Here is a 14,463-nt window from a genome sequence, read left to right on the forward strand (position 1 = left end):
GAATGTTGTGACCGATGCAAATCCTGTGGGAGCTGGCTTGCCAGCGATGGGGCGATCCGATTCACCACAACCATCATTTGACACACGCCGGCCTTACGGCAAAGCTGCACCCAGCATGAACGCACGCCTGACGGCAAACGCACCTGGACCACGGAAGTCGCAATGCCGAAACATAAAAACAAAGCAGTAAACCCTGGTCCTGATTCACGGCCCACGTTGATTAGTCGTTATCTGTTCCCCGTCACCATCGGCATCCTGCTCCTGGCGGTCGCAGCTATCGGCTGGTTCCTGTTTGCCAGCAACCCCGCGCCGACGACCTATGCGCCCGTCAGCACGCCCGCCGTGCAACCTGCCAAACCGCCGCCAAAACCGCTGGCCACGGCGCCGGCAACAATGGTCGACGAACAGCAATGCCAAGGCTGCCACAGTGCCCAGGTCAAGGATTGGCAAGGCTCCCATCACCAATTGGCGATGCAACCGGCCAACGCCGATACCCTGCTCGGTGACTTCAACAACGTCACGTTCAAGGCAGAAAACGAAACCACCCGTTTCTCGCGCAAGGACGATGGGTTCTGGGTCAATACGCCTGGAATCGACGGCAAGAACGCAGACTTCAAAGTCGCCTACACCTTTGGCATAGCGCCATTGCAGCAATACCTGATCGAGGTCGGAGACGGTCGCTTGCAAGCGCTCGGCATCGCCTGGGATACCGAGAAACAGCGCTGGTTTCATCTCTATCCGGGCCAGGGCGTGACTTTCAAGGACCCGTTGCACTGGAGCAAACCGAGCCAGAACGCCAATTTCATGTGCGTCGAGTGCCACACCACCGGTTATAAACGTAACTTTGATACGGCAAAAAACACCTTCGACAGCCAGTGGAACAGCCTCGGCGTCGGCTGTCAGGCCTGCCACGGTCCAGCATCCAATCATCTGGAATGGACAGCAAAGAAAACCGACCTGATTCATGCCGGGTTTGCCGTCGACCTCAAGGACAAGGACGCCACCGTTGAAATCGAAACCTGCGCTCGTTGCCACTCCCGTCGCGCGCCGCTGGGTGATGGTTTCAGCGCCGGTAACCGACTGATGGATGATTACCTGCCAAGCCCCCTGACCCGCGAGCTGTACGCCCTGGACGGCAAGATCAAGGACGAAGTGTTCGAGCACGGCTCTTTCGCCCAAAGCAAAATGTTCGACAAAGGCGTGCGCTGCAGCAACTGCCACAACCCGCACAGCAGCGAACTCAAGGCGCCGGGCAACGGTGTCTGCCTGCAATGCCACAACACCGCCGGCAAGACTCCGGTGGAAGGTGTCGACGGCAAAGGCCTGCAAGCGAAAAACTACGATTCCATCGAACACACTCGCCACACCATGGGCCAGCCGGGTTCGCAGTGCATCGATTGTCATATGCCCGGCAAGTTCTACATGGGCAACGATTTCCGGCATGACCACAGCTTCAGCATTCCCAACCCGGAGCGAGCGAAAAAACTCGGCACCCCGGACGCCTGCCTGACCTGTCATCAGGGCAAGGCCGGTGACAAGGTCACCGAGCAGTTCAAGCTCTGGAACACCGCCAACGCCAGTGCGCCGCAGGCCCCGCGTTACGACGAAAGCCTGTGGCTGATCCGCAATGGCCAGCCCGGTGCAGCGCAAGCGCTGTACGAGCAGCTGCAACGCAACAACCTGCCGGCGATTCAACGAGCGACGCTACTGGGCGAATTGCCTCTGTACCCGAGCGAACAGGCACTGAAACTGGCCACCAAGGACTTGGCCAATCCGGCGCCGCAAGTGCGCGAAAGTGCCATCCGTGCGATCAGTGCCTTCCTGCCACCACCGGAGCGAGCCCCACTGTTGACGCCGTTGCTCAGCGACCCTGTCAAAGCCGTGCGCATTGCCGCCGCCCGCGACTTGTTAAGCGTGGCGCGCAGCGCTATGGGCACGGATCAGGACAGCTGGAACACTGCCATTGGCGAGTACGAAGCAGTGCAAAAGAGCCTTGCCGAACGTGCCGAAGCCAACCTCAATCTGGCCATGCTGTACCAGGCCGATGGCCGCGGCGGCGAAGTCGAAGGGCTGCTGCGTACTGCGCTCAAGCGCGATCCGGACTTCTACCCGGCGCTGGTGACGCTGGTGCAATGGCTGGAGGCCAATGGCCGTGGTCAGGAAGCTCAGGCACTCCTGGCGCAAAGCCTGAAAGACCACCCGAATGCCGCCCTTTTGCAGCACACTCAGGGCCTGTCGCTGGTGCGTGCGCGCAAAACCGAACAGGCCATGCCGTTCCTGCGCAAAGCCGCGCAATTGGAACCACAAAGTGCCCAATACGGTTACGTACTGGCCGTGGCGCTTCACGACAGCGGCAAGGTTGATCAAGCCTGCGAGGAACTGGAAAGGCTGTTGAAAGTGCAACCCGCCAACCGCAACGCTCGGTTGGCGCTGATTCAGTACTACCTGAATAATGGCCAGGAGCCCAAGGCCCAAGTGCTGCTGCAAGGCTGGAAGAAAATGAACATGGGCGACCCGGCGTTGAAGTGATCGCTGGTCGCTGAAGATCCCTGTAGGAGTGAGCCCTGCTCGCGATGGACGTCAACGATAACGCTGGCATCCTGACACCCCCGCGGCGTCCTTGCGTGCATCGCGAGCAGGGCTCACTCCTACAGGGGAGACTTGCTTCAGCCGCGATCGCGGGGAATCAGGCTCTGCAACTGCTGCGCCAGGAAGTTCGCATCAAACGCAAAAGTGTCCGGGTCTTTCAAGCCATTGGTCTTGCGCCACTGCCAGTTCGAAGCCGGCGGCAGGCACACCAACGACACACTGCCGACACGCGCAGCAGTAAAGCCCAGCACCGCCACCGAAATCTGCCCGCCAGCGCCCATCACCTCCGGCACAAACTCCACCGGCCTACCGGCAATCAGGATGCTCAGCTTTTGCGTCTTGAACGTCGAAGTCTCGAGCGCAACGCTCGGCCCTGACGCGACATACGCTGCGCGGCTGACCTCCAACAGATGTGGTGCCTGCACCGGTTCGAGCCACTGCTGGATCTGATCGAACAGTTCACCAATGCGCTTGGCCCACTCGGCCGATTGCGCTTCGAACAACTGCTTCTTGTGCGCTTCGCTTTCTGCGTAGTGACGAAGCATCTCGCCCAGTTGCTGTACGTCGTCCATTGCATTGTTCCTTTGATTGAAGCGGTGCTGCGGACATTGAGCATGGCAGATGCGCGTTGCCGATGTACGACTAAAAGCGCGAACGGTGCAGGCAATCAAGCATTAGGGCTTTGGCGAAAACTCACCGCCAGTCGATTCCAGCTGTTGATGGTGGTGACTGCAATGGTCAGGTCGACCAGTTCACCCTCACTGAACTGCGTCCGTGCCTGTTCATAGACGTCATCGGGCACATTATTTTGCGAAAGCAGCGTCACCGCTTCGGTCCAGTCCAGGGCTGCGCGCTCGCGCGGGTTGAAGAAGTTGCTGTCGCGCCAGACCACGATTGAATACAGGCGCCTGTCGGTTTCGCCCAGGCGCCGGGCGTCCACCGAATGCATGTCGGTGCAGAACGCGCAGCCATTGAGTTGCGAGGCGCGAATCTTGATCAGGTGCAGCAACGGCGCTTCGATGCTAAGGCTGCTGGTCAGGGCCTCCATGGCGATCATCGCCTTCATCGCTTTGGGTGAAGCACTGTAGTAATCCAGGCGGGGGGTCATGGCGGGCCTCGTGCAGCGGAGATGTTCCTTTCAAGGTAGTCGCTGCTGCGTGCGCGTTACAGGTCCAATTCTGCGGAAATTCCGTGGACCACTGGATGCCAGACCAATTAACGGTTTTTCCAGCACGCAACTACTGCACCCGCACCCGATGAGGGTAATCTGGCGCCACGCACACGCGCCTCAACTGCTCCGGAGCCTCGCCGGTATGGAACTTCATGTTGTCATCAATGGCCGCAAGGACCTGGCGGGCCAGCTGTACAACCAACTGCGCAGCGCCATCGAATCGGGCCGCCTGGCAGCGGGCACACAGCTTCCGCCCAGCCGCTTGCTGGCCGAGCAACTGGGCATTTCACGCAAGACCATTTCCGATACCTACGCACAACTGACCTACGAAAACTTCCTCACTGGGGTGATCGGTAAAGGTACCTACGTCAATGCGCGGGCCTCCAAGATCGAGCGCAAGCAAAGCCATACGGAATTGGCAGGCTTCGAGGTGATCGAGTCCTGGCGCAACTTGCCGGTGTTTCTGCGCCATCCGACGCTGGAAGGTTCGTTGCGTTATGACTTCATTGGTGGCGCCACCAGCAAGGGCCAGTTTCCGCAGGATGACTGGCGACGCTGCACCGCTCACGCCTTGCGCCAGATTGCCGCGTCCAAGGGTTTCTACAGCCTGCCCGAAGGCTTGCCGGCGCTGCGCAATGCCATCGCCCGACACATCGCGTTCTCCCGTGGGGTCAATTGTCAGGACGAAGACGTGGTGGTGTGCAATGGCGCTCAGCAGGCGCTGGACCTGATTTCCCGGGTGCTGACCCGACCCGGCAGTATCGTGGCCATGGAAGACCCCGGCTATCCGCCCGCGCGCCTGCTGTTCGGCACCCACGGCGCGACAGTGGTAGGCGTACCCGTGGATGCCGAAGGCATTCAGGTGGACAAGATCCCCCTCGGCACGCGGTTGATTTACGTCACCCCGTCACATCAGTTTCCGCTGGGCATGCCCATGAGCCAGGCGCGTCGGGTCGCCCTGCTGGCCAAGGCCCATGAACTGGGGGCGATCATCATTGAAGACGACTACGACAGCGAATTCCGCTACGAAGGCCGCCCTACGGACTCGCTGCAAAGCATGGATGAGCGCGGGATCGTTGCCTACGTCGGGACGTTCTCGAAAACCCTGTTGCCAGAGCTGCGCCTGGGGTATGCGATTTTGCCGCCGGCGATCCACGAGGCGGTGGTTCGCGCCAAGCAACTGACCGACCTGCACACCTCCACCCTGCCCCAATGGGCGCTGGCCAAATTCATTGCTGAGGGCTGCCTGCTCAAGCACATCCGTCGCTGCCATACGATTTATGCCGGTCGGCGCGACCGCATACTGGCGCGCATGGCCGGTGACCTGTCGCCCTGGCTCGAAGCGATCCCGAGCACGGCAGGTTTTCACATGGCGGTCATGTGCAAAGTGCCGATTGATATTCCCCTGGTCATCGAACTGGCGAAAAAAGTGGAAGTGGGGCTTTACTCCATCGAAGGCTTTTTCCACCAGCAAGCGCCACGGGCCGGCTTGCTCATGGGCTTTGGCGCCATCGAAACCCTGGACATCGACCCCGCTCTGGACCGGCTGCGGGACATTTTGCAGCAAGTCGCCTGACGGATTGGTCTGCGGCTTTATCCGGCGATTGGCTATTGGTTGTCCAGGGGGGCAGGCCTATCCTGCATAGGCGTTATCCCTCAATGAGCAGGATTCGTCCGGCCTGATTCAGGAGTCTGAGCCAATGTCCTACAAAGTGATCAATACCGTTAAGGTGCAGGCCGTCGCCGGCCGCTCGGAAGAACTGGGTAAGCAACTGCAAAAGATTGTCGACACCCTGCGCGAACTACCGGGCTGTGACTCCTACATGGTCGACCGCTGCCCTGAGGACAGTAATCGCTGGACCGTCAGCGCCCATTGGCAATCGGAAGCGGCCATGCAGTCGCACTTCAACAGCCCTCAGGTGCAGGGTTTCATCGACCTGATCGACTGCCAACTGGCCAATGCCGTCGACTTCAACAGCTTTCCGATTCGCTAGAAGCCAGATCGAAAAATCGCAGCCTGCGGCAGATCCTACAGGGTAGGAGCTGGCGCAGGCTGCGGTTTTTTTTGCTTTCAACGCTCAGGATTGGTCCCCTGACCTTCCGGAAAATTGGCTGTTTTCCAGTCCGGATGCGCAGCTTATTGTGATCCCGACAACCACTCTTAGAAGGTCATGAACATGAATGTTTTGCGCTTGTGTGCCACTCCTCTTGCTGCCCTGGCCCTGGCCTTTTCCGCCTCAGCCTTTGCCCATGACCCTTCGGAAAAGGTCACGGTGCTGCAAGACCAGATGCTGAAAAACGTACCGGGCAAAAAAGCATTGATGATCGAAGTCGATTACAAGCCCGGCCAATCGTCCATCGCCCACAGGCACGACGGTACGGCCATGGCCTATGTCCTTTCCGGGTCGATTACTTCCCAGGTCAAAGGCGAGAAAGCAGTGACCTACAAGGCGGGCGAATACTGGTACGAAGCGGCCGGCTCCGAGCACCTGGTCTCGAAAAACGCCAGCGCTACCGAGCCTGCAAAGTTGCTGGTGTTCATGGTGCTGTCGCCGGACGAAGAAGTGCTGGTCCCCTTGAAAAACTGATCGCTGAGCGAACAGCCATAAATGAAAACGTCCAAATATTCTATTCGGGCGTTTTTATTTCCAAGAGCAATTAACTTGCTCTGTTTAAACCAAACAATACTAGCAGACTGCCAATAAGCACGAATATTGGCTATTTCATTCCGCGCTTCCCGGTTTAGTCTGGAATGACTGCCGACCCCTTCCGGCAACTTTAACTTCCTTACTGATGTTGTTTCACTGGAGTAACACAATGAAACTTGCACTTGTCAGTACGTTAACCCTTACAACTGCTCTTTTGTCTGGCTGCTCGGTTCCCACCGCACCTTCGGCGGTTTCCTCGCTGGACGGAATCTTCACGCAACCGGTTGGCCGCAGCAATGTGACCCGCATACCCAACGGCAGCCATGTTGCCCTGGGCGTGGTGTACAGCCGCAACACCCAGGCCAACCGTGAATATCTGCAGGATTATCAGGCCAATGCCGGCACCGGTTTCGGCCAGAGCCTGTTGGTGCAGGAGATCCACGATGCCTACGTCGCCACCTCCAAGCCCGACCTCGCCGTGGATTGGGTCAAAGCCTCGTTACAGCGTCAGTTTGGCTCGGTCACGGTGTACCCGGACATGCAAAGCCTCAAGGCTGCGAAACCGGATGTGGTGGCCGTCATCGACAGCCGCAGCCAATTGATCACCTCGCGCAGTTCGGACGTCGAATCCAGAGTCAGTGCCGATTTCTATGACAACCAGTTCAATTATATCGGCACCGCGAAAGGCTATGACGCCAGAGCGCTCAGCCCGGTGTGGGCCGACTATAAACGCAGCGAAGAGATTGTTGCTGACATTAACGAACAACAAAATGTACAAGTAAGGGCATTGCAGAAGTTTGACCAGTCGCTCAATAATTTATTGACTAGCCCGACAAGTAATGTGTCGATGATAAACAACATTCCGAATATGAAATTGTATTAAGTCGAATGGCCTCATCGCCAGCAAGCCGGCTCCTACAGGTTTTGCAACAACACATCACCGTAGGAGCCGGCTTGCTGGCGATGAGGCCTGACCTGACACCACAAAACCTTGGGACAAAAAAAACCCCGCATCTCTCAATGCGGGGCTTTTTCATTCAGCGCCTGATCAGGCAGCCGGTTCCAGCTCTACCGCGACAGCAGCAGGCACTACCGCTTGCCCGCTCAACGCCAGGTCCAGCAGTTCACGGTTGGCCACTGCGTACATGGCGTAGTCGGTGCCGCTGGCGGCACGGATTTCCACCAGCATGGCACGCCAGCGTTCGATCATGCTGTCGTGCTGCGCCATCCACAGCGACAGGCGTGTTTCCACGTCCTGAGTGCCGTCGCCCTGTTGCAGGACCGAGATGGTGATCGCGCGTTGCTGCCAGTCCACATCATCACGGAACGCTTCACGGGCCAGGGCCTGCCAGTTGTTTTCAACCGGCAGAGCGCTGATCTGTTGCATGTACCAGGTGATGTCCAGCGCACTGCCCACGGCGAAGTAAGCCTTGGCCACCTCGGCCGGGTCCTGGCCGGTCACGTCGGAAGCCTCGATGATCGGCAGCAGGGTGTACAGGTGCGAAGTGCCAGCCACCATGCGCGCCAGCAACTCCGGTACACCGGCTGCGACGTAAGCCTGGTAACGGGTCTGCCAGGTTTCGCGGATCTCGCCACTGAGCAACTCGTCGAGCTTGAGCCCCAGTTCCTTCAAATGCGGACCGAAGTGCGCCACATCACGGGCAGCGTTCTGCTCGTTGCGGCGGGCACGCAGGAACCAGCGAGTGGCGCGACGGCCCAGACGCATCAGCTCGTCCATCAGCTCCAGTTGCACATCAGCGGAAACCTGATAATCCAGGGCTTCGATCTGACGGAACCAGTGCGGGAGATGGAAAATGTCGCGCACGATCACATAAGCGCCAGCCACGTTCGCCGGGCTCATGCCGGTGGACTCTTTGAGTCGCTGAACGAAGGTGATACCCATGTGGTTGACCAGGTCGTTGGCGATCTGGGTGCTGACTATTTCGCGCTTCAGACGGTGACGGCGCATGGCTTCGGAGAACTTGCTCACCAGGGTCGGCGGGAAAGCGGTTTCCATGTCGCGGGTCAGATAGTCGTCATCCGGGACCAGCGAATTGAGCAACTGTTCCTTGAGGTCGATCTTGCTGTAGGAGATCAGCACCGACAACTCGGCACGGGTCAGGCCATGGCCTTCGGCGATGCGTTCGTTGATGGCTTCTTCGGACGGCAGGAACTCGATTGCACGATCCAGCTTGCCGCGACCTTCCAGATCGTTCATCAGACGCTTGTATTCGGCGATCCGCGGCAAGGCACGACGGGCTGCCAGGGACAATGCCTGAGTCTGCTTGTAGTTGTTGCCCAGCACCAGACCACCGACTTCGTCGGTCATGCTCGCCAGCAACTGGTTACGTTGCTTGTCGGTCATGTCGCCCGCCTGAACCACTTCGTTCAGCAGGATCTTGATGTTCACTTCGTGGTCGGAGCAGTCCACGCCACCGGCGTTGTCGATGAAGTCGGTGTTGGAACCGCCGCCATTGAGACCGAATTCCACACGACCCAGTTGGGTCATGCCGAGGTTACCGCCCTCGCCCACGACTTTGCAGCGCAGTTCGTTGCCGTTCACGCGCAGTGCATCGTTGGCCTTGTCGCCGACATCGGCGTGGCTTTCGCTGCTGGCCTTGACGTAAGTGCCGATACCGCCGTTCCACAACAGATCCACCGGCGCCTTGAGCAAGGCGTTCAACAGTTCGGTCGGGGTCAGCTTGTCGGCCTTGATGTCGAAGCGTTCCTGCATTTGCGGGGAGATCGCGATGCTCTTCGCGCTGCGCGAGAAGATACCGCCACCTTCAGACATGATGCTGGTGTCGTAGTCCGACCAGGCCGAACGCGGCAGGTCAAACAAACGCTGACGCTCGGCGAAGCTGGTCGCCGGATTCGGGTTCGGGTCGATGAAGATGTGCAGGTGGTTGAACGCGGCGACCAGTTGCAGCTTGTCGGACATCAGCAAGCCGTTACCGAACACGTCACCGGCCATGTCGCCGACGCCCACTACGGTGATGCTGTCTTGCTGGACATTGATGCCGCGTTCGCGGAAGTGACGCTGAACGCCAACCCACGCGCCCTTGGCGGTGATGCCCATTTTCTTGTGGTCGTAACCGGCCGAACCACCGGACGCAAACGCGTCACCCAGCCAGAAGCCGTAGTCGATGGCGATGCCGTTGGCGATGTCGGAGAAGGTTGCAGTGCCCTTGTCCGCCGCCACCACCAGGTACGGGTCATCATCGTCATGACGCACGACGTTGGCCGGTGGCACCAGCGCGCCGTCCTTGAGGTTGTCGGTGATGTCCAACAGACCGGAAATGAAGATGCGGTAGCACGCGATACCTTCGGCGGCGATCTCGTCACGGCTGCCGCCCAGTGGCAGGCGACGCGGCAGGAAGCCGCCCTTCGCACCCACCGGCACGATGACCGAGTTCTTCACTTGCTGGGCTTTTACCAGGCCGAGGACTTCGGTCCGGAAGTCTTCTTCCCGGTCGGACCAGCGCAGACCGCCGCGGGCAACGTTGCCGAAGCGCAGGTGTACGCCTTCGACGCGTGGCGAGTAGACGAAGATTTCAAACTTCGGCACCGGCTTCGGCAGTTCAGGGATCAGGTGCGGGTTGAACTTGAAGCTGAAGTACGACTTGTTCTGGCCGTTGGCGTCGGTCTGGTAGAAGTTGGTCCGCAGGGTCGCCTTGATCAGGTCAAGGTAGCGACGCAGGATGCGGTCTTCGTTCAACACCTGGACGTCGTCCAGTGCCGCCAGGATCGCGTGTTCCAGACGTTGTTGCTTGTCGTCCAGGTCATCGCCGCTCAACTTGCGCGCCAGGTAGAAACGGGTCTTGAACAACCGGGTCAGCTCGCGAGCGATGTCGGTGTGGTTGTTCAGGGTGCTGGCGATGTAACCCAGGTCGAAGCCCAGACGGATCTGCTTCAGGTAGCGAGCGTAGGCACGCAGCAGCGCCACGTCGCGCCATGGCAGGCCGGCGGTCAGCACCAGGCGGTTGAACGCATCGTTCTCGGCATCGCCACGCACGATGTGGACGAACGCGTCCTGCAGGGTGTCGTTGAGTTGCTGGATGTCCAGGTCCAGGCCTTCAGCCGCGGTGAAGGCGAAATCATGAATCCAGAACTCGCGGCCATTGGTGTGACGCAGGCGGTACGGGAATTCACCCAGTACGCGCAGGCCGAGGTTTTCCAGGATCGGCAGCACGTCGGACAGTGCCAGCGGGGTATCGGCGTGGTACAGCTTGCAATGCAGCTCACGCTGACCGGACACCTGGCCCAGCGGCTGATAGAAGCTCATCACCAGCGGATTTTTTTCGCTGAGGTTCAGCAGGTGCTGCATGTCGACCACGGCCGAATGCGCAGCGAAACGCTCGCGGTAACCGGCCGGGAAGCCTTTCGGGAAGTCGGCCAGCACGTTGGTGCCATGGGCTTCGCCGAAGGTTTCGACAGTCAGGGCCGAATAGTCGTCCTGCCAGCTGCGGCAGGCCTGGATCACTTCGTTTTCCAGCTGCTGCGGGTCGATGTCGATACGGTTTTTCGGATCGACACGCAGGATCAGTTGTACGCGGGCCAGCACGGATTCGGAGAAGAAGGTCCAGAATTCGCAGTCCGAGGCTTTCAGGCGATCCATCAGCACTTGCTGGATCTTCTGGCGCACTTCGGTGGAATAGATGTCACGCGGCACATAGGCCAGGCAGTAGCAGAAACGGCCGTACGGGTCTTTGCGCAGGAACACGCGGATCTTGTTGCGTTCCTGGATCTGCACGATCGACATCACGGTGCTGAACAGCTCGTCCACCGGCGTCTGGAACAGATCGTCGCGAGGCAAGACTTCAACGACCTGGGCCAGTTCCTTGCCCAGGTGAGCCTTGGCCTGGAAGCCCGAACGGCGTTCGATTTCCGCGACCTTGCGGCGGATATACGGAATGACCCGCACGCTTTCGCCATACACCGACGAGGTGTACAGGCCCATGAAACGGCATTCCTTGATGACGTTGCCATCGGCGTCGATCTCACGGATCGACACATAGTCGGGGTAAGCCGGACGGTGTACACGGCTTGGGTGCGCAGCCTTGGCGAACGACAGCAGGGTCGGCTCGCGCAGGTAGTTCACGGCGTAGTCTTCGATGCGCAGGTCATCGTAGGTCAGGCCGGCGCGCAGCAGTTTGGTCAGGCCCAGGAAAGAGTTCTGGTCGTAGACGATGTGACCGCCATCGGCCTCATCGCGGACAACGAATTCTTCATAGCCGAGGAAGGTGAAGTGGTTGCCCACCAGCCATTCGAGGAAGCTTTTGATTTCGGCTTTTTCGTCGGCATCGACGACAAACTGGCTGCTGTCCAGATTGGTCAGGATTTCCTGGACCTTGGCTTTCATCGGCTCGAAGTCAGCCACCGCGACGCGCACTTCACCGAGCACTTGCTCCAGCTCTTTGCTCAGCACGTTCAATTCGGCGGTGTTGGCGCAACGGTCGATTTCCAGGTACATCAACGACTCTTGCAGCACGTCGTCGCCCTGGGTGCCTTTTGGCAGGATTTCCAGCAGTTCACCCTTGCTGCCGCGACGCACGCTGAGCACGGTGGTCTGCAGGGTGTGAATGCTGTAGCCGCGACGGTTCAGCTCGGTGCGCACCGAGTCCACCAGGAATGGCAGATCGTGATGCAGCACTTCGACCGCGGTGTGGGTCGACTGCCAGCCGTGGCGTTCGTAATCGGGGTTGTAGACACGCACTTGCGGTTGCGCGTGATCGAAGCGCTCAAGCAGGCGCCACGCAGAGAGAGTACAGCCAGCGAGGTCGGAGAGACGACGTTGAGTCAGCTCGTCCAGGGAAATGATGCCGAAGAATTGTTCAGCGAACAGCGCCACTTGTGGCAGTGCCTGTTCACTGATGTGCTGCGCCAGTGCCGCTTGCAGTTGGTGCTGGAAGTCGGCTTTGCTGGCTGCGGTGAAGAACGCCATCTGTGGTACTCCGCTTGGGCTTGTTATTGATGGAAGCGTCGCGTGCAAAACCCCTGTCAGGGGCTACCCGTCAGCCTGTTCCTGATTCTCGGGCAGAGGAAACAGGGTGACAGGTGGGTGAAGCTGGACGAGACACTCGGGTCACATTCACCTTCCGTGAATGGGCATCTGCAAAAACGACTGGGCTGCGTGCAGCGCAATGTCTTTACGGGTGCTCATCCGTTGCGCAGCTTAACGAGTGCGGCAAGGCCCGTGCTTGCGGTGCTGCGACATATTCGGTCAACGGCACGCAGCTTGACGCCAGTGCAACGGATAACACTAGCATCCGCACAGAAAAATGACGGTTTTGCGCTCGTATTTACGGGACATACGTACCAGAAATGACCAGCAACACTTCCCTCGTTCACGACATATCCTCTGACACTCGGACGAGCATAATTGTGCGTGTGCTGGCAAAATCGCTCTCTATCGCGCCTATCACGCTCGTTCAGCCAGGAATTGCCCCATGCAAATGACAACCGCCCTCTTGATCGTCAACCCATGCGATGACGAAGAAGACAACATGGCCATGCTCTGCTGCCACAGCGAAAAGGGCGAAATGTTCCTGATGAGCCGTTATCCGGACGAGGATGAGCTGGAAATCACCCTCGATGGCGAGCCATCGACGCTGGACGGGGTAAAAGTCACCCTCAGCCCTAGCCTGCTGAAGATTGAAATCGCCGCGGCGGATGCCGATGCGTTGAATGGGGATGATGTGTTGGAGATCACCTTCAATCCGGACATGGTCGATATGGCCGAGGTCGAGCTGACCTTGAAGAATATTCTGGACGGCACTGGCACCTATATCAGCCAGATTTGATGGCGTCTGGACAGGCCCAATCGCTGGCAAGCCAGCTCCCACAGGTTTTAGCGGCGTGCAGGCAATTTATGCAACGCAGCGATCACTGTGGGAGCTGGCTTGCCAGCGATGGGGCCGGAACTGCCGGTCCAACACTCCCCTGCTACAAAAAACCACCAATGCGCCCCGGTATTTCCCGCGCTTTGCACAAATGCCGTTAGTCGCCGCCCCCCGCGATGGATTAAAGTAACGCCCCCAGCCTTGGCGTATTACGCACGCTCTCGGCCATCCATTTCCAGGAACAGTCATCGATGGAACATCGTGAAGCGCTGCTGGCGCTGCGAACCTTTCTTTCAACGCAGATTCTCGGCCAGGAAAAACTCATCGAGCGCTTGCTTATCGCCTTGCTTGCCGACGGCCACATGCTGGTAGAAGGCGCGCCTGGCCTGGCCAAGACCAAGGCCATCAAGGAATTGGCCGAAGGCATCGAGGCTCAGTTCCATCGCATCCAGTTCACGCCCGACCTGCTCCCTGCCGATATCACCGGAACGGAGATCTATCGCCCGGAAACCGGCAGCTTCGTGTTCCAGCAAGGCCCGATCTTCCACAATCTGGTGCTGGCGGACGAAATCAACCGTGCTCCGGCCAAGGTTCAGTCGGCGCTGCTTGAAGCCATGGCCGAGCGCCAGGTCAGTGTCGGGCGCAGTACTTACGAGTTGTCGCCGCTGTTCCTGGTGATGGCCACGCAAAACCCCATCGAGCAGGAAGGCACCTATCCACTGCCTGAGGCGCAGCTCGACCGCTTCCTGATGCACGTGAAAATCGGCTTCCCGGATGCCGCCGTCGAACGCCGCATCCTGCAACAGGCCCGTGGCGAAGCGTTGAATGGTGAAACCAAACCCGAACGCCGGGTCAGCCAACAGGCGATCTTCGCCGCACGCAAGGAAATCCTCGGCTTGTACATGGCCGACGCCGTGGAGGAATATCTGGTGCAACTGGTCATGGCCACCCGCACCCCGGCCAAATTCGACCCGGAGATGGCCGAATGGATCGCCTATGGCGCCAGCCCTCGCGGCTCGATTGCCCTCGACCGCTGCGCCCGCGCCCACGCCTGGCTTGCCGGGCGCGACTTCGTCAGCCCGGAAGACATTCAGGCGGTACTGTTCGATGTGCTGCGTCACCGCATCATTCTCTCCTTTGAAGCCGAAGCCGCTGGCATCGATCAGGACCGAGTGGTCCAGCGGATTCTCGACGTCGTAGCTGTCGCTTGAGT

Annotated in this window: 10 protein-coding genes; 7 read left to right on the plus strand and 3 right to left on the minus strand. The window is 59.2% G+C overall.

Annotated features, from left to right (window positions below; genetic code table 11):
- Positions 1-162 precede the first annotated feature (162 nt).
- A complete protein-coding gene (locus D8U18_RS02370) occupies positions 163-2,529 on the plus strand; it encodes a tetratricopeptide repeat protein (protein ID WP_131106930.1) in 2,367 nt (788 codons plus the stop codon).
- Between the two features lie 137 nt (positions 2,530-2,666).
- On the opposite strand, the gene D8U18_RS02375 is transcribed toward D8U18_RS02370, so the two are convergent.
- Together D8U18_RS02375 and D8U18_RS02380 are read right to left on the minus strand one after the other, a co-directional pair.
- A complete protein-coding gene (locus tag D8U18_RS02375) occupies positions 2,667-3,161 on the minus strand; it encodes a hypothetical protein (RefSeq protein ID WP_056855515.1) in 495 nt (164 codons plus the stop codon).
- 95 nt (positions 3,162-3,256) lie between these two features.
- On the minus strand, positions 3,257-3,697 hold the full coding sequence (locus D8U18_RS02380) for a carboxymuconolactone decarboxylase family protein (protein ID WP_131106931.1): 441 nt from the start codon (positions 3,695-3,697) through the stop codon (positions 3,257-3,259).
- A 205-nt stretch (positions 3,698-3,902) separates the two neighbouring features.
- Between D8U18_RS02380 and D8U18_RS02385 the strand changes: the two genes are divergently transcribed.
- The 4 genes from D8U18_RS02385 to D8U18_RS02400 all read left to right on the plus strand — a co-directional run bounded on the left by D8U18_RS02385 (position 3,903) and on the right by D8U18_RS02400 (position 7,291).
- Positions 3,903-5,336 (plus strand): PLP-dependent aminotransferase family protein, encoded by a 1,434-nt coding sequence (locus D8U18_RS02385; protein ID WP_130905655.1) that lies wholly within the window; start codon positions 3,903-3,905, stop codon positions 5,334-5,336.
- 124 nt (positions 5,337-5,460) lie between these two features.
- On the plus strand, positions 5,461-5,754 hold the full coding sequence (locus tag D8U18_RS02390; RefSeq protein ID WP_056855518.1) for an antibiotic biosynthesis monooxygenase family protein: 294 nt from the start codon (positions 5,461-5,463) through the stop codon (positions 5,752-5,754).
- A 183-nt stretch (positions 5,755-5,937) separates the two neighbouring features.
- Positions 5,938-6,348 (plus strand): cupin domain-containing protein, encoded by a 411-nt coding sequence (locus D8U18_RS02395; RefSeq protein WP_056855602.1) that lies wholly within the window; start codon positions 5,938-5,940, stop codon positions 6,346-6,348.
- A 229-nt stretch (positions 6,349-6,577) separates the two neighbouring features.
- A complete protein-coding gene (locus tag D8U18_RS02400; RefSeq protein WP_131106932.1) occupies positions 6,578-7,291 on the plus strand; it encodes an ATPase in 714 nt (237 codons plus the stop codon).
- Positions 7,292-7,456: 165 nt separating this feature from the next.
- Here D8U18_RS02400 and D8U18_RS02405 read toward each other — a convergent pair whose 3' ends face one another.
- A complete protein-coding gene (locus D8U18_RS02405; protein ID WP_056855520.1) occupies positions 7,457-12,352 on the minus strand; it encodes an NAD-glutamate dehydrogenase in 4,896 nt (1,631 codons plus the stop codon).
- A gap of 505 nt (positions 12,353-12,857) precedes the next feature.
- On the opposite strand from D8U18_RS02405, the gene D8U18_RS02410 reads away from it, so the two are divergent.
- Positions 12,858-13,211, plus strand: a complete 354-nt coding sequence (locus tag D8U18_RS02410; RefSeq protein WP_130905658.1) for a hypothetical protein — start codon at positions 12,858-12,860, stop codon at positions 13,209-13,211.
- Positions 13,212-13,501: 290 nt separating this feature from the next.
- A complete protein-coding gene (locus D8U18_RS02415) occupies positions 13,502-14,461 on the plus strand; it encodes a MoxR family ATPase (protein WP_003218556.1) in 960 nt (319 codons plus the stop codon).
- Positions 14,462-14,463: the final 2 nt, after the last annotated feature.

Origin of the sequence: Pseudomonas sp. Sample_10 (assembly GCF_004321495.1) — a bacterium.
Taxonomy (GTDB): domain Bacteria; phylum Pseudomonadota; class Gammaproteobacteria; order Pseudomonadales; family Pseudomonadaceae; genus Aquipseudomonas.